This is a genomic window from Pseudomonas sp. MTM4 (genome assembly GCF_019355055.1).
Taxonomy (GTDB): domain Bacteria; phylum Pseudomonadota; class Gammaproteobacteria; order Pseudomonadales; family Pseudomonadaceae; genus Stutzerimonas.
Genome location: NZ_CP048411.1, coordinates 1,750,194 through 1,765,671 on the forward strand (window position 1 = coordinate 1,750,194; position 15,478 = coordinate 1,765,671).

The window sequence follows — 15,478 nt, forward strand, 5'->3', positions numbered from 1 at the left end:
GCATCTTACCCCGTGGTGCCGTATGGGCCCATCAACCGCGTCAACATGGCGCGGCACTCGGTATTCGACCGGCGCCAGCCGCGCCAGTGCGGGTGAAAAAAAAACCTCGCACCTTTATAGTGACCGACTCACTTCGCAACCCCGACTGCAGATTTTCCCAATGTCCGAAGCTCGCCAGATCCTCGTTACCAGTGCCCTGCCCTACGCCAACGGTTCGATTCACCTAGGCCACATGCTTGAGTACATCCAGACGGACATGTGGGTGCGGTTTCAGAAACTGCGTGGCAACCAGTGCATCTATGTCTGCGCCGACGACGCCCATGGCTCGGCCATCATGCTGCGCGCTGAAAAGGAAGGCATCACGCCAGAGCAGCTGATCGCCAACGTGCAAGCCGAACACAGCGCCGACTTCGCCGACTTCCTGGTCGACTTCGACAACTTCCACTCGACCCACTCCGAAGAGAACCGCGAGCTGTCGAGCCTGATCTACACGAAGCTGCGCGACGCCGGCCACATCGCCACCCGCTCGGTGACCCAGTATTTCGACCCTGAAAAGGGCATGTTCCTCGCCGACCGCTTCATCAAGGGCACCTGCCCGAAGTGCGCGGCCGAGGACCAATACGGCGACAACTGCGAAAAGTGCGGCGCGACCTACGAGCCCACCGAGCTGAAGAACCCACGCTCGGCCATTTCCGGCGCCACGCCGGTGCTGCGTGACTCCAAGCACTTCTTCTTCAAGCTGCCCGACTTCGAGGCGATGCTGAAGGAATGGACCCGCAGCGGTAGCCTGCAGGATTCCGTCGCCAACAAAATCGCCGAATGGCTCGATGGCGGCCTGCACGAATGGGACATCTCCCGCGATGCACCCTACTTCGGCTTCGAGATCCCCGACGAGCCCGGCAAATACTTCTACGTCTGGCTGGACGCGCCCATCGGCTACATGGCCAGCTTCAAGAACCTCTGCGCGCGCCGCCCGGAGCTGGACTTCGATGCGTTCTGGAACAAGGATTCCAGCGCCGAGCTGTACCACTTCATCGGCAAGGACATCATCAACTTCCATACGCTGTTCTGGCCCGCCATGCTCGAAGGCGCCGGCTACCGCAAGCCCACCGCCGTCGCAGTGCACGGTTACCTGACGGTGAATGGGCAGAAGATGTCCAAGTCGCGCGGCACCTTTATCAAGGCGCGCACCTACCTCGATCATCTGAACCCCGAGTATCTGCGCTACTACTACGCGGCCAAGCTCGGTCGTGGCGTCGATGACCTGGACCTGAACCTCGAAGACTTCGTGCAAAAGGTCAATTCCGATCTAGTCGGCAAAGTCGTCAACATCGCCAGCCGTTGCGCAGGGTTCATCCACAAGGGCAACGGCGGCCTGATGGTCGACCGCAACGCCGCGCCGGAACTGACCGACGCCTTCCAGACGGCAGCACCATCCATTGCCGACGCTTACGAGAACCGCGATTTCGCCCGCGCCATGCGCGAAATCATGGCGCTGGCCGACCGCGCCAATGCCTGGATCGCCGACAAGGCGCCCTGGGCACTGAACAAGCAGGACGGCATGCAGGATGAAGTCCAGGCCATTTGCGCCACCGGCATCAACCTGTTCCGCCAGCTGGTGATCTTCCTAAAGCCGGTGCTGCCGAACCTGGCCGCTGACGCCGAGCGCTTCCTGAACGTCGAGCCGCTGAGCTGGACTGACCTGGAGACGCTGTTGGCCAACCACCAGCTGAACGCCTTCACCCCGCTTTTGACCCGTATCGAGCCTGCCAAAATCGAAGCCATGATCGAATCATCCAAGGAAGACCTCGCCTCCACCGAAACCGCCGCGCCTGCACAAGGCAATGGCGAGCTGACCAAAGAGCCCATCGCCGCCGAGATCGCCTTCGACGCCTTTGCCGCCGTGGACCTGCGCATCGCCCTGATCGAAAAGTGCGAGTTCGTTGAAGGCGCTGACAAGCTGCTGCGCCTGACGCTGGACATTGGCGACGCCAAGCGCAACGTCTTCTCCGGTATCAAGAGCGCCTATCCGGACCCAAGCAAGCTGGAAGGCCGCCTGACCCTGTACGTTTCCAACCTGGCCGCGCGCAAAATGAAGTTCGGCGTATCCGAAGGCATGGTGCTGGCCGCCGGCCCTGGCGGTGAAGAAATCTACTTGCTCAGCCCTGACAGCGGCGCCAAGCCCGGTCAGCGCGTCAAGTAACGACGCGATAGCACGGGAGCCCGGCGCAACGCCGGGCTTCTTTTTGGAATCCAACAGATTAAGCGCTGCCACAGCCCGGAGGCGGTTATGACTGATTCGCCTGATACCAGCCGCTGCCCTATCTGTGGCGAGCCCAACACATGTGGTCTCAGCAATCCTGCCACCGCCACCCAGCCGTGCTGGTGCTTCACTGCCGAGATAGCGCCCGAAGCCCGTGAACGGATTCCTGACGACGCGCTTAATAAAGCCTGCATCTGCCCGCGCTGCGCTCGCGGCGAGTCGCCTGCAAACCCGTAATGCGCCTCGACCGCTTCCTCGCCAACCTGCCCCACTGCAGCCACCGACAGGCGCGTCTGTTGCTGGCCTCGGGCCGTGCCCTGGTGAATGGCAAAACGGTCTGGGACGGCACCCATGACGTCCGCATCTTCGACCGTATCGAGCTGGATGGCGAGGTGCTGCAGGCAGGCAAACCCGCGCGCTTCTTTATGCTGAACAAACCGGTCGGCTGCGTCAGCGCCACCGCCGATTCGCAATACCCCACGGTGCTGGATCTGCTGAACGAACAGGACAAGGAAGAACTGCACATCGCCGGTCGGCTGGACTTCAACACCACCGGACTGATGATCATCACCAACGACGGACTCTGGTCCCGGCGCCTCACCCAGCCGGAAAGCCTGCTGGGTAAAACCTACTTTGTGGAAACGGAAGACCCCATCGATCCGATCTGCGTCGACCGCTTCGCCGAAGGCCTCTACTTTCGCTTCGAGAACCTCACCACCCGGCCCGCCGAACTTGAACTGCTGGGCTCGCATCAAGCCCGCCTGACCCTGCATGAAGGCCGTTACCATCAGGTCAAACGCATGTTCGGCCACTTCAATATCAAGGTCATCGCCTTGCACCGCGAACGCATGGGCCCGTTGCTGCTCGACCCCACCCTTGCCCCCGGCGGATACCGCAGCCTCACGCCGGACGAAATCGAACAGATCTGAAATAGCAGTAGGAATAAACGCCGCACCGCTTCTACTCGCCTCGCCCTTCTGGTAAAAAAGCTCCCTACGCGGGCGTCGTATAATGGCATTACCTGAGCTTCCCAAGCTCATGACGAGGGTTCGATTCCCTTCGCCCGCTCCAGATTAGAAAAGCCCTGCACTTGCAGGGCTTTTCTGTTTAGAGTTTGGCTTGTTTCAGATTGGGGTTGCTAGCGGCTTTGGCTGTCCCCTTACCGGATTCAAACTTGCCAAATCAAAACGCGGGATAGCGACACATTAAAAGTTGCTAGGCGCTGGTACGCCCGTTGATGGACTAGCATTTGAGGCACCAAAATGGACAATGGTAAAAAAAATTATCAGCAATAGAAGTTTTTAAAGACCTCCCAATCGGCGAATATGCTGAGCTGGCAATTGACGTAGCTATAGATGACGAAACACTAAAATCAATACCAGTAATATCTATAGCGCACGGAATGTATAAGGCGTTTGGAAGTTTTAAGAAAAGAAAGCTACGACAAAAAGTCTATGCATTTCTTGAAGCAGCAAGCGAAGGCATAGATGACGGGGAATCTTAGAAGTTTGCAGCTCAGCTATCTGACGAGGCAAGGGCTGAGTTTCTAGATGAAATATTAGACGCCATCGACAGCGCGGAGTCAGCTCAAAAGTCCGCAATTATCGGTACAGCCTTACGAAGGCTAATCAAGGGAGACATCGACTATGGAGTCTTTAACGATCAAGTACAATTCACGAACTACATTCGAATAACAAGCTTACATACGCTCATGCATGCCTACCATAATAGCCATACGCTTTCAGATCATCTAGGCGACGAGCTAGTAGCGCATCGAATTGTCAAACGAAAAATAGAAATGGTAGAAGTAAAGTCTTTCGGCCTATCGCAACCCGCTGAAAGCCAGATTAAAGTGAGCTTCGAAATCACCGGAATTGGACAGCGCTATCTAGAAACTTTGCATCTAGCCTATAAAGATAAGATAAATAAAGAGCATTTAGTAATTTAGATAAGCGGAGGACAGGTTTGTTTAACCCGCTGCCAGGGCAAGAATTCTGCATAACAAGAATAGGGACAGATATTTTATCTACTGATCCTGAATTGAACGCAAGGAGACGACATGAGATCAGACTGGGACGATGCACCCGAATATCTACGCAGCAGGAAAAAGCAAGGGCCATGGCTATTCCTAGCGATACTGGGGTTCGGTTCAGCGGTCATTACGGCACTGGCATTAACGTTCGGAAAGCCGATCGTGCTGGACATGAGTATGATCAAGCAGAGCATTCATGTCGGCGGCAAGCCTTGGTTTAACCAAGAGCCAGCACAAGCTATGCAGCCGGCTAGCCAGCAGACTTCCATTGCAAGCTACGAAGCCCCGGCAGTAGCACCGTCACCAGCCCCCGAGCAGCGACAGCTGAGCCAGGAGGAAATCGACCGGTTCGACAAGCGTACGTCGGAAGCGCAGTCCCGCCAAACATCGTTTAATGATGATAACTACACGCCCCGCCCCATCGCCAATACGATGCAGCCACCCCCGGCCCGCTACTACGCCGCAAGCTCATCCAGCAATACGCATAAACGCCCCGTTTCTCGCCAGCCCCACCTAAGCCCCTGGAGCTGGGGAAACGGCCACAACAAACAGCGCGTCGGCGGCAGGTTCGCGTGGACAGTGGTTAACGGCCAGATCGACTACAACAGCGTGTGTCAAAACTACAAACGCGGCTCACTGATCTACCGTGACTGCCGTAAGGGTGCGAAGGTTGCGTTCAAGCAAATGTGCGACCAATACCAGCCAGCATGCGCAGCGGAAAATAATTTCATGCCGTAAACCTCGGTACGGCGGTTAACACAGCGAGCAACTTAACCATCAGTCCTTAGCGAGCCGGTAGGGAGAACGCGCCGCACCACATGAGCGTATTGCATACAACTAGCTGATTGAGGAAGAAGCCGACTAGCGCCCCAGCGAAACCAAGGGCCATAGCCGAAAACAGCCTGCTAAGTCGCCGCGACAGCAAAGCACCGATTAGCGTACCTATAGCGGCACCCGGCAATGAGAACAGGTGGCCGAGAGTAAGCAAACCCTCAGGCCTGGCTAGCGATAGATTGATGGCGACATATGCCAAAAGCGTTACAGAAATGGCTACAGATGTGCCTAGCAAAAACAGCGGTGTTGCGCGGGCTATGAGACCGATGGCAATTGCCGTTACAGGCACGACCAGGTAGTACCAAGTACCGATGTAAAGCGGATCGCCAAATAACAGCTGAGCAACGGCAGGTATGAGGGCAACCGATAATGCCATCGCTGCATCTACCTTTCGGAAAAATTTCATTGATTGCGCACTGCGACATACCAAAACACTAGTGCGCTTGCGGTACCCGATATAAGACAGCTAGCAAATATGGTGGCCTCAAAATCTATCTCAGCCCACATACTGTAGAAAACGGGGAATGCTAAGCTGGGAACTAAAGACAAAAGGATATACCAACCTAAACCCACAACATTCCGCTTGACTAATATTAAATATATAGGAGCCACCCACACAACAACTATCACGACAGAAACCGCTCCTGCAATGGTAGCAACAAGAACAGCAAAATTTATAGTTGAAAACCCATCAAACAAAGAGCTTACTGCCGTCAGCAAAAAAGCAATCAAAGATGTTGTAAATATAACTAGCAAGCATGCAATAAAAAATCGTTTCATAATTATCATCATTTAAGGTGCAGATCATAACGACCCGATGAAGACCCTTTACTTTGACCAACGAGCAGCTTTAACCTAACCGGATAGGAAATCTAATTAAGCTCATCGAACTTACAGCGCAACTAACCCTCGCCACCTATTCGGTTTGCGCTTGCTGCCAGTATGCTCTTGCTTGTGCTGCGAACTCGTCAAAAGCCTGTGATGACTCGAAGCTTCGTCTAGGCATGATGTGGTACAAGCAGCTCCCTATTTGAACCAGTAGACAAGATCCCATATACCGCACACTTGCCACTCCACCCCACCTAGTTAAGCCTTCATTAGTTATTGTTCTTTCATGCAGACCTTCAGGGGTTAACGTATAGGTATGCTCGCCTAAAATTCCATTCTTAACGCTAGAAAAAGACAGGACCGCAATAATAGAACAGCCCTATTAATCCGCCAATAACAGAGCTTGTTAGATGGACCCATAGTTCATGTGAGTCCTCCGGTAGGCCCTTAGTCCACGCCAGAACGCCAAAAGTAAGGCATGCAAGGATAAGGAAAGTTATATATGTCGACCTCACTCTCGGAAGCGCGGACACGTTGAGCCGTATCAGGTCGCCTTTTCGAATATCTGTCGTTACTTTCATGCTAATCCTTGCGTCGCGGGCCTACGGCAGTGTTAGAAGCGTTCGCTGGGCGGGTTATTCATGTCGTCGATAGGCTAGCTGTAGCCAGCGCAGTGAGTATCCGAGACTGCAGATGTGGTGTCGATAATGCGCCGAAATCACTGTGACGGAATGCGCCGAAACGAGCTTGCGAGCAAGCTGGAAATCGCATAACAACACGCTTAGAGACGGAACGACACCCTAAGCGAAGGTTTCGATTTTGCTCTCTGCGGATCAAAGAGCCCTGCACTGGCAGGGATTTCTATTACTGACCATCTACTTACACCCCACCTCCCACAACTGATCCAACCTCGTCGTAAACTCTGGCTCATCATTTCCCGCCGCATACCCCAATCCGGCGCTGTAGGGATTCGGCCCGGCCTGAGGGTGTTTCGCCCCCACTTCGCGTTAACTGCATCGAGCATGCCCATGACCCGCTCCGAAGCGGCGGGTTGGGTTTCGCTGAAGAGGTCGCCTGTGTATTCACCGCGCTGGCAGAGGTCCACCAGCAGCACTTCTGCTTTGCTGAAGGCGAAGCCCTCGCGATAGATCAGCTCAAGCCCGGCGATTGCGGCGCGGGTGATGTAGAGGGTGTCGTCGGTGGGGTATGGCAGTTCGCAGACAATGCCTTTGGCGAACCGGGGTTCGTCCGGGTTGAAGATGCCGGTGCGGATGCTGACGCGCACGCGTTTGCACATGGAGTGTTGGGCGCGCAGTTTTTTACAGGCGCGGGCGGGCGGCGTAAGTGGCGACGGCTTCGCGGATCGGGGCGAGCTCGCGCAGGCGGTCGCCGAACATGCGTGAGCAGCAGATTTCCTGCTTCAACGGGGTTACGTCCCCCGTTCGAGGCAGGGCGTGCCGCGCAGTTCGCGGGAGGTTCTCTCGACCACGACGCTGAACTGTTACGCAGGGACCAGCGTCGGCGTTGGCCAAGTCCAGGCGCTACGAATTCCCATGCTGCTGAGCGTTCGGTCATGCGTCGGGCCTCACAAAGAAAAGCCAGCCTGACCAGGGTACTCGGTTAATAAAAAGCCCTGCATGTGCAGGGCTTGTCGCCTAGGGCTAATGTTTCAAATCTCCGGACAAGCCGGCAGCGACGTCCGGTTCTGAGTGCCATCGTTACGCGTGAACTGGCAGCCATAGGCGGGGTTCGCTACGACTCGTGGATTGATCACATCATCACCAGCCGGTTTGATGCCCTGCTGTTCCCATTGCAGCATCGCGGCCATGGCTTCGACCTGCTCCTGATAGGTGAAATCACAATGGCTGGGTGCGCGGATGGCGCGTTGTACCAGGAGGTTGCCGTTGCCATTGGCTTCGGCGTTGCGGCGGTAGATTTGTTGGTGTTTGAACGGCACGTACAGGTCGCCCAGGGTGTGGATGCTGACCACCGGGACGTTGAACTGGCCGTTCACAACTGGAATCCAGCGCAGGCCGTCCGGGCGGATGCTGTTGGCTGGGGGATGGCCGATCACGCGGATGATCGAGTCGTTGAACTCGCGTTCCTCGCGGGACATCGCCTTGTTCGTATCGAACTGATAGCGGGTGGCGAGGTTGCCGGTTAGCGAGTCGGCGAGAATTCCGTCTACCGAGCCATCCCGGCCGCCGGTCCCCAGTACGACGCTCTGCAGGCCGGTGCGGAAGCCTTCGGCGAAGATGGGGCGCTCGCCGCCGCTGAGTTCGCGCACGATGCCTTCGAGTTTGAGTCCCTGAGCTGATGGCTCGGTCGGGTAGCTATTCCACAGCGCGCCGATAATCTGCGGCAGCTTCGCCTGGAAGTCCGTCGCCGGGAACGTGGTCGGGCCCAGGCCGGCCAGATGCTGCGCAGCCAAGGTGAAGTGCATCAGGTATTCGAACTCATAGACGTCGCCAGTCACACCACACATGGGCACCGAGCCGCTGTAGCGCACCCGGTTGTTGGCCGTTGCATAGGTTTCCGCTTCCACCGCCGCTGCCGCGACGTGGCCGCCCATGGAGTGCCCGGTGATGTAGGTCTTGGTCGGCTGGGGCTTGCCGGTCAGGCTGCTGAAGGCCAGCGCCAGGGCGTTGGTATCTTCGACGCCGGCGCGCACATCGTAGTAATTCTTGCTGTAACTGGATGCGGCCCAGGCGTAGCCCTGTTGCAGCAGCCATGGGCGGAACGGGGGTGGTCCGACGGTGAGTTCGGGTTCGATGCCACGATAGCCATGGGCGTACATGACGAGCATGCCGTTCCAGTTCGGCGGAACTTCGATTTGGTAGGACGAGCCTTGGTAAATGCCGGTCCAGCGCTCGCTCGGCAGCCCAGGAAACGCCGCCAGCGGCGATACGATGGGAACAAAGATGCGCGAATCCTGGTCACGTGATTCGCTGTGGGACACCGGTGGTTTGATGGGTTTCGACCGGGCCTGAACATCGGCGGCGATGCCGATCGTACCCACCAGCATCACGCCGGCAATGGCGCGCGCACAGGCTGAAGCCAACTTGCTTGGAAGCATGGGAAGTCTCCTGAATTATTGTTTTTGTTCTATTGATGCGAGCTTTTGCCAGAACTGCCAAGCGAAGCACTACGCGCACTTCGACTAAACGTGGCAGAAAGCTTGGACCTGTCAAATGCAGGAAATGCCGAGGAGACGACCGGTGAGTCGTATTGGGAATATCTCGACTGCCGGCGCGCTTATAAAGGCAACGGGACCGGTAGCAGGGTGGGATACCGATGTGCGCGAGCGAGTCGGCGAGCAATGATGACATTGCCCGCCGTGAGCGCCTTAGAAAGCCAAGCGCATGCCAACGGTCAGGTTGCGACCGGGTAGCAATACATCGTCCTTGATGAACGAGGTGTGCTGGCGCGCCTTTTCATCGAGCAGGTTGTTGGCCTTGAGGTAGAGCAGATAGTCGGTCTGCTGCAACGAGCCGCTGTAGCTGAGGCCAGCGCCGAGCATGTTGTAGCCGCCGGTTTCGGTCTCGTAGTCGGCCAGCTCGTCCTGACGCTGCACGCGATAGAACTCCAGCTGGCCGCTCAGGGCAGTGGTTAAGCGCTGGTCTACACGCACCCCGAGACGATCTGCCGGGATGCGCGGCAGATCGCCGCCGCCGTCACGCAACTTGCCGCGCACGTGATCGCCAAACAGGGTCAGGGCGGTGGCATCGGTGGCTTGGAAACGCACCTCGCCTTCCGCGCCGGTCAGCACGGCGTCGTGCTGGCGGTATTCGATCTCGCGATAGCCGCCGCCGATGTCGTTCCCGGTATCGGCGGCATAGATGAAGTCGTCTACCTCGTTGCGGAACAGACTGAAACTGAAGGTGGTGCGGCCTGCGAACTTGCGTAGCGTGAGTTCGGCGTTGTGCGAGGTCTCTTCTTCGAGATCGACATTGCCCAGCTCGACGGTGCGAGTCGCCGCGTGCGGGCCATTGGCGTAGAGCTCTTCGGCTGTGGGTAGGCGTTGCGAGCGCGACAGCGAGAAGCCCAGGGAATACTCCGGCGCGAAGGTCCAGACCGCACCGGCTGAAATCGAGGTGCCGCTGTGATCGGTGTCCCGCTGGCCATCGGCCTCGATGTCCTGCCACTCATGCCGCAGTCCCAACTCGTAGCGCCACGCCCCGGTGGTGTACTCCTCGAGCAGGAACAGCCCGTGGTTGCGGGTCAGTGTCGGCGGCACGTAGGCCTCCTCCCCCAGGGCTTCGAAGTCGCGGCGCAGCGTTTGTGCGCCGACCACGCCGCGCCAGCCGAACAGTGGCTGATGGGTCAGTTCGAGGCGCGCGTCAGTGGCATCGTTATTGAAGCGCGTGCCTATTTCCCCGCCTTCGATTTCCTCATGCTGATAGTTGCTGTGTCCGACACGCAGGCGCGCCAGCTCGAAGCCTGGCAGCGGATCGCTCAGCTCGCCGCGCAGATCCCAGCGCTTCTGATGCATGTCGACGTAAGGGACGCTGCCGTGCTCATGGTCATGCTCATCGTGGCCGTGCTCGTCGTGAGCATGATCATCGTGACCGCCGCAATGCCAGTCGCTGCCGTGGGTATGGCAATCGGCATGTTCATGGGCCAGCAAACCGTAGCGGTTGTTCTGCTCGCCATAGGCCATGCCGATGTAACCGCGCTCACCAATGAAGCTGGCGCCCAGGGTGAAGCTATCGGTGTCGTTGTAGGAACCCGCTTGCTTATCTGGCGAGCCCGGAATTTCGTATTCGCCGGCCTGGCGCTTGGTGCCTTCGGCTCGTACGGCGAAGTTGCCGCTACCGGCGGTGATGCCGAACACGCCAGCGCCTTCGTTCGCCGCGCTATTGGCGCGTAGTTCCAGCTCGCCCTCGTAGCCCTTTTCCGGGACGTAGGTGGGAATCTTTTTGTCGATCACATTGACCACACCGCCGATCGCACCGCCGCCGTAGAGCAAGGTCGCCGGCCCCTTGAGCACTTCGATGCGCTCGGCCAGTAGCGGCTCGCTGGTGACAGCGTGGTCGGGGCTGATGGTGGAGGCATCGAGCAATTCGATGCCATCGCTCAGGACTTTCACGCGCGCGCCGTCCAGGCCCCGGATAACCGGGCGTGCCGCACCAGCACCGAAGCTGCTGGAACGTACACCAGGCAGGCTTTCCAGGGTTTCGCCCAAAGTCGCCTCACGGCGCAGCACCAGTTCATCACCCTCCATGACCGCCGCCGGTGTCGTCATCTCATGGCTCTGCTTGGCCAGACCGCTGGCACTGACCACGACGGAATCAAGTTCGACCGGATCGGCCGCCCAGACCGCGGGAACAAAGGCCAGACTGATTGCCCAGGCCAGTGGGTGATGTTTCGGTTTCATACGACTCTCCAGAATGTGGCGGTGCCTTCCAAGGCCGCCGAACTGTGGCGATGCAGGAGCGGAGCTTCCTGAGCGGCGGAGAATCTAACATGTTATATCGTAACAATTAAGATTTTATTCGAATGTCGATCACTGGCCTTGCGTCACGCTGCCAGCGGTTGTGATCGTCCGGAAACATAAAACCCCGGGAGCGAGCCCGGGGTTTTGAGTGCGCCGTCCGTTTCAGGCGAAGGGATGATGCTCGTGGCGAGCTAAACGCCCAACACCGCGATCAACCCGCACGGTATTCCGCGTCAGCCGTTTCGAAGCGCTGCTGAATGGAGGCAGCCGGCTCCTTGCCCATCAGGCTTACGACATAGATGGCAATGCTCGCAAGGATGAACCCAGGAATGATCTCGTACAGCCCCAGGCCGATGAACTCCTTCCAGACGACCACGGTGATCGCCCCTACCAGCATGCCAACCAACGCGCCGTTGCGGGTCATGCGCTTCCACAGCAACGAGATCAGCACGACCGGTCCAAAGGCAGCGCCGAAGCCGGCCCAGGCGTAGGAAACCAAGCCAAGGACTTTGCTCTCGGGGTTGGACGCAATACCGATGGCGATAAGCGCGATCAACAGCACCATGGCGCGACCGACCCAGACCAACTCGGTCTGCGACGCGCCTTTACGCAGGAAGGCCTTGTAGAAATCCTGTGTCAGGGCGCTGGAGCTGACCAGCAGCTGTGCGCTGAGCGTGCTCATCACCGCCGCCAGCACGCCAGAAAGAATGATGCCCGCGACCCATGGATTGAACAGGATTTTCACCAGCTCAAGAAAGACTCGCTCACCGTTCTGGGTCACCGCACCCGCTAGCGCCGGGTTGTCCGCGAAGTAGGCAATCCCGAGGAAGCCTACGGCCACCGCGCCGACCAGGGTCAGAACCATCCAAGTCATGCCGATGCGGCGGGCGTTGGGGATGGTCTTAACCGAATCGGCGGCCATGAAACGCACCAGGATGTGCGGCTGGCCGAAATAACCCAGCCCCCAGCCGAGCAATGAAATGATCGCGATGAAGGACAGGCCCTTGAACATGTCGAAGTTCGACGGATCCTGCGCGGCGATGGTGTTCATGGCTGCGCCTACATCGCCGAGGGCGAGGATGACGAACACCGGGGTGATCAGCAGCGCGAAAATCATCAGCGTCGCCTGCACGGTGTCGGTCCAGCTCACCGCGAGGAAACCACCAATGAACACATAGAGAATCGTCGCCGCAGCGCCTACCCACAACGCCGTATCGTAAGACATACCGAACGTCGACTCGAACAGGCGCGCGCCAGCGACCACACCCGAAGCGCAATAGATGGTGAAGAACACCAAAATCACCAGCGCGGAGAAAATCCGCAACAGTCGACTGGTGTCCTCGAAGCGGTGCGAGAAGTAATCCGGCAGCGTCAGCGCGTTGTGATTGTGCTCGGTATGCACGCGCAACCGGCCGGCAACGAAAAGCCAATTGAGCCAGGCACCGGCGATCAGGCCGATGGCGATCCAGCTCTCGGACAGACCGGCAACGAAAATCGCGCCGGGCAGGCCCAGCAGCAACCAACCGCTCATGTCCGACGCACCCGCCGAAAGCGCCGTGACGAAGCTGCCGAGGCTGCGGCCACCGAGAATGTAATCGTCGAAGTTCTTGGTCGCGCGATAGGCGATGAAGCCGATGAGGATCATCGCCAAGATATAGATCACGAAAGTGATCAGTGTTGGGGTGCTCACATTCATTGTTATTTCCTTGTGCTGCGGAGGTTGTCCCCCGTCTCCACTGACGAAGCGCGAGCGCTAGGCTGCGCAGTGCTGGTAAACGGATGGTCGACAGGCCGAAAGCATAGCGTTTCGGCGCCGTCCGCGCTTGTGACCAGGCGGTATCGACAATTACCGACCAGTCGGCTTCAGGCCGACCCTGACAGGCCGATTTCCTGCCGGTCAGCCCAACACGCGACCCGCCGTGCAAAACGGATCGCGCCCGGCACTGTCTCACTTGCAACAGCCGCGCTCGTGCTGCGGCTCCATCGAAAGCGTTTCGGAGGCTTGCCATGACAGTCACTCTCGATATTCCGACCGGCACCTGCTCTGCCGTCATTCAGGGCACCACCTACCGCAGCGCGATAATGGATGTGCGAGTCAGCACCGATCCCGCCGCCCGCATGTCGGTCGCACATATCGACGGCGCCAGCACGCACCTCACCGAAGACCAGGCCGAACATCTGATAGCGGCAGGCGCCAAAGATGATCGCGAAAACCTTATTGCCGACGACTGAACGCACCCGGCGGCGTCCCGACAAAAAGAAACCCCGCTGCCGGTAAACGACAGCGGGGTTTGTCTTTTCAACGACCTTCAATCAGCGGCCGTGGTATTCGCTCGCTGCCTCTTCGAACCGTTTGATCATGCTGGGCGAGGCGCCCTGGCCAATCTTGCTAAAGACGACGACGGCGATGCTGGCGAGGATGAAGCCCGGAATGATCTCGTACAGCCCCAGGCCGATGAATTCCTTCCACACCACCACGGTGACAGCGCCAACGATCATGCCGGCCAGCGCACCATTGCGAGTCATGTCTTTCCACAGCAGCGAAATCAGCACTACCGGACCGAACGCAGCGCCGAAGCCGGCCCAAGCATAGGACACCAGCCCCAGCACCTTGCTGTCCGGATTGGACGCGATGCCCAGCGCGATGAACGCGATCAGCAGCACCATTGCGCGACCGACCCAGACCAGTTCCGTCTGCGACGCGTTCTTGCGCAACATGGCTTTGTAGAAGTCTTGCGTCAGGGCGCTGGAGCTCACCAGCAGCTGCGCGCTGAGGGTACTCATCACCGCGGCCAGCACGCCGGAGAGGATGATGCCGGCGACCCAGGGGTTAAATAGAATCTTCACCAACTCCATGAACACACGCTCGCCGTTCTCGCTGACTGGCCCAGCCAATTCAGGATGCCCTGCGAAATAGGCGATCCCGAAGAAGCCCACCGCCACGGCTCCCGCCAGGGTCAGGATCATCCAGGCCATGCCGATACGGCGGGCATTGGGGATGGATTTCACCGAGTCGGCGGCCATGAAGCGCACCAGGATATGCGGCTGGCCGAAGTAGCCCAGGCCCCAGGCCAACAGCGAAATGATCGCAACGAAGGACAGGCCGCTAAACATGTCGAAGGCAGCCGGGTTCTGGGTGGCGATGGTATCCATCGCGGCGCCCATGTCGCCCAGCGCCAGCACGACGAACACGGGTGTGATCAGCAGCGCGAAGATCATCAGCGTGGCCTGCACGGTGTCGGTCCAGCTCACCGCGAGGAAGCCGCCGATGAATACGTAGAGGATGGTTGCAGCGGCACCGACCCACAGCGCGACGTCGTAGGGAATGCCGAAGCTGCTCTCGAACAGACGCGCGCCAGCGACCACACCCGAAGCGCAGTAAATGGTGAAGAACACCAAAACCACCAATGCCGAAAAAATGCGCAGCATGCGGCTGTCATCTTCGAAACGGTGCGAGAAGTAATCCGGCAGGGTCAGTGCGTTGTTGTTGCGCTCGGTGTGCACGCGCAGGCGTCCGGCCACGAACAGCCAGTTCAGCCAGGCCCCGGCGATCAGGCCGATCGCGATCCAGCTTTCCGAAAGGCCCGCGACGAAGATCGCCCCTGGCAGGCCCATCAGCAGCCAACCGCTCATGTCCGAAGCGCCAGCCGACAGGGCCGTGACGAAACTGCCGAGGCTGCGGCCGCCGAGAATATAGTCGTCGAAGTTCTTGGTGGCGCGATAGGCGACGAAGCCAATCAACAGCATCGCGCCGATATAGATCACGAACGTGACCAGAGTGGGTGTACTGATGCTCATCTTGTTCCCTCGTTAGTTATTGTTGATGGGCGCGAGGGTATTCCCGATCCCATCTGGCAGAGGGCGATGGCGGTTCGCGCCATCACCGACGACGGACCCAATCGGGTCCATCAGTGGCGGAAGAGCGATCCGCCAACTGTTCTATTGTTTGATCCGGCCGCCGAGGCGGCCGGGGTAAATCAAGTACCGCAAGCAAAGCCAGAAGCTTCGCCCCGGGGCGGGCCTCCCACATAAAGCAGCAGGTGGACACCGCTACCGTTGTGGGAGGCGCGCCCTCGCGGCGAAT

Annotated in this window: 11 protein-coding genes, 1 tRNA gene and 1 pseudogene; 6 read left to right on the plus strand and 7 right to left on the minus strand. The window is 58.5% G+C overall.

The window, feature by feature from the left end; genetic code table 11:
* Positions 1-160 precede the first annotated feature (160 nt).
* From metG to GYM54_RS07975, 5 genes are all read left to right on the plus strand, one after another.
* Complete coding sequence (metG, locus tag GYM54_RS07955; RefSeq protein WP_197445594.1) at positions 161-2,203, plus strand: methionine--tRNA ligase; 2,043 nt, start codon at positions 161-163, stop codon at positions 2,201-2,203.
* 87 nt (positions 2,204-2,290) lie between these two features.
* On the plus strand, positions 2,291-2,500 hold the full coding sequence (locus tag GYM54_RS07960) for a cysteine-rich CWC family protein (protein ID WP_197445593.1): 210 nt from the start codon (positions 2,291-2,293) through the stop codon (positions 2,498-2,500).
* Positions 2,500-3,192: a pseudouridine synthase gene (locus GYM54_RS07965; RefSeq protein WP_197445592.1), complete on the plus strand. Its 693-nt coding sequence runs from the start codon at positions 2,500-2,502 to the stop codon at positions 3,190-3,192. Before GYM54_RS07960 ends, GYM54_RS07965 begins: the two co-directional genes overlap by 1 nt.
* Positions 3,193-3,260: 68 nt before the next feature.
* Positions 3,261-3,334: transfer RNA gene (locus GYM54_RS07970), tRNA-Gly, on the plus strand.
* Between the two features lie 988 nt (positions 3,335-4,322).
* Positions 4,323-5,033 (plus strand): hypothetical protein, encoded by a 711-nt coding sequence (locus GYM54_RS07975; RefSeq protein WP_197445591.1) that lies wholly within the window; start codon positions 4,323-4,325, stop codon positions 5,031-5,033.
* A 46-nt stretch (positions 5,034-5,079) separates the two neighbouring features.
* On the opposite strand, the gene GYM54_RS07980 is transcribed toward GYM54_RS07975, so the two are convergent.
* The 6 genes and pseudogenes from GYM54_RS07980 to putP (GYM54_RS08005) all read right to left on the minus strand — a co-directional run bounded on the left by GYM54_RS07980 (position 5,080) and on the right by putP (GYM54_RS08005) (position 13,090).
* Entirely contained in the window at positions 5,080-5,535 is a 456-nt protein-coding gene (locus tag GYM54_RS07980) for a hypothetical protein (protein WP_197445590.1), read from the minus strand.
* Positions 5,532-5,909, minus strand: a complete 378-nt coding sequence (locus tag GYM54_RS07985) for a hypothetical protein (RefSeq protein WP_197445589.1) — start codon at positions 5,907-5,909, stop codon at positions 5,532-5,534. The genes GYM54_RS07980 and GYM54_RS07985 overlap by 4 nt, the downstream gene beginning before the upstream one ends.
* Positions 5,910-6,832: 923 nt before the next feature.
* Positions 6,833-7,538 (minus strand): annotated as a pseudogene (locus GYM54_RS07990) (DUF4113 domain-containing protein); the annotation flags it as partial.
* 88 nt (positions 7,539-7,626) lie between these two features.
* Positions 7,627-9,033 (minus strand): alpha/beta hydrolase, encoded by a 1,407-nt coding sequence (locus GYM54_RS07995; protein WP_197445588.1) that lies wholly within the window; start codon positions 9,031-9,033, stop codon positions 7,627-7,629.
* Between the two features lie 270 nt (positions 9,034-9,303).
* The gene (locus GYM54_RS08000) at positions 9,304-11,334 is read right to left on the minus strand and encodes a TonB-dependent receptor (protein ID WP_181100596.1); all 2,031 of its coding nucleotides are present in this window, start codon (positions 11,332-11,334) and stop codon (positions 9,304-9,306) included.
* 271 nt (positions 11,335-11,605) lie between these two features.
* Complete coding sequence (putP, locus tag GYM54_RS08005) at positions 11,606-13,090, minus strand: sodium/proline symporter PutP (RefSeq protein WP_181100594.1); 1,485 nt, start codon at positions 13,088-13,090, stop codon at positions 11,606-11,608.
* Positions 13,091-13,401: 311 nt separating this feature from the next.
* Here putP (GYM54_RS08005) and GYM54_RS08010 point away from each other — a divergent pair, with 311 nt between their 5' ends.
* Positions 13,402-13,626 carry a DUF3203 family protein gene (locus GYM54_RS08010; RefSeq protein ID WP_181100590.1) on the plus strand — a complete coding sequence of 75 codons (225 nt, stop codon included), beginning with the start codon at positions 13,402-13,404 and terminating at the stop codon, positions 13,624-13,626.
* Between the two features lie 81 nt (positions 13,627-13,707).
* Here the strand turns inward: GYM54_RS08010 and putP (GYM54_RS08015) are convergent, their stop codons facing one another.
* Positions 13,708-15,192, minus strand: a complete 1,485-nt coding sequence (gene putP, locus GYM54_RS08015; protein ID WP_131650618.1) for a sodium/proline symporter PutP — start codon at positions 15,190-15,192, stop codon at positions 13,708-13,710.
* Positions 15,193-15,478 lie beyond the last annotated feature (286 nt).

Coding starts and splice junctions, on each gene's coding strand:
- metG (WP_197445594.1), top strand. CDS start 161: ATGTCCGAAGCTCGCCAGATCCTCGTTACCAGTGCCCTGCCCTACGCC.
- GYM54_RS07960 (WP_197445593.1), top strand. CDS start 2,291: ATGACTGATTCGCCTGATACCAGCCGCTGCCCTATCTGTGGCGAGCCC.
- GYM54_RS07965 (WP_197445592.1), top strand. CDS start 2,500: ATGCGCCTCGACCGCTTCCTCGCCAACCTGCCCCACTGCAGCCACCGA.
- GYM54_RS07975 (WP_197445591.1), top strand. CDS start 4,323: ATGAGATCAGACTGGGACGATGCACCCGAATATCTACGCAGCAGGAAA.
- GYM54_RS07980 (WP_197445590.1), bottom strand. CDS start 5,535: ATGAAATTTTTCCGAAAGGTAGATGCAGCGATGGCATTATCGGTTGCC.
- GYM54_RS07985 (WP_197445589.1), bottom strand. CDS start 5,909: ATGAAACGATTTTTTATTGCATGCTTGCTAGTTATATTTACAACATCT.
- GYM54_RS07995 (WP_197445588.1), bottom strand. CDS start 9,033: ATGCTTCCAAGCAAGTTGGCTTCAGCCTGTGCGCGCGCCATTGCCGGC.
- GYM54_RS08000 (WP_181100596.1), bottom strand. CDS start 11,334: ATGAAACCGAAACATCACCCACTGGCCTGGGCAATCAGTCTGGCCTTT.
- putP (WP_181100594.1), bottom strand. CDS start 13,090: ATGAATGTGAGCACCCCAACACTGATCACTTTCGTGATCTATATCTTG.
- GYM54_RS08010 (WP_181100590.1), top strand. CDS start 13,402: ATGACAGTCACTCTCGATATTCCGACCGGCACCTGCTCTGCCGTCATT.
- putP (WP_131650618.1), bottom strand. CDS start 15,192: ATGAGCATCAGTACACCCACTCTGGTCACGTTCGTGATCTATATCGGC.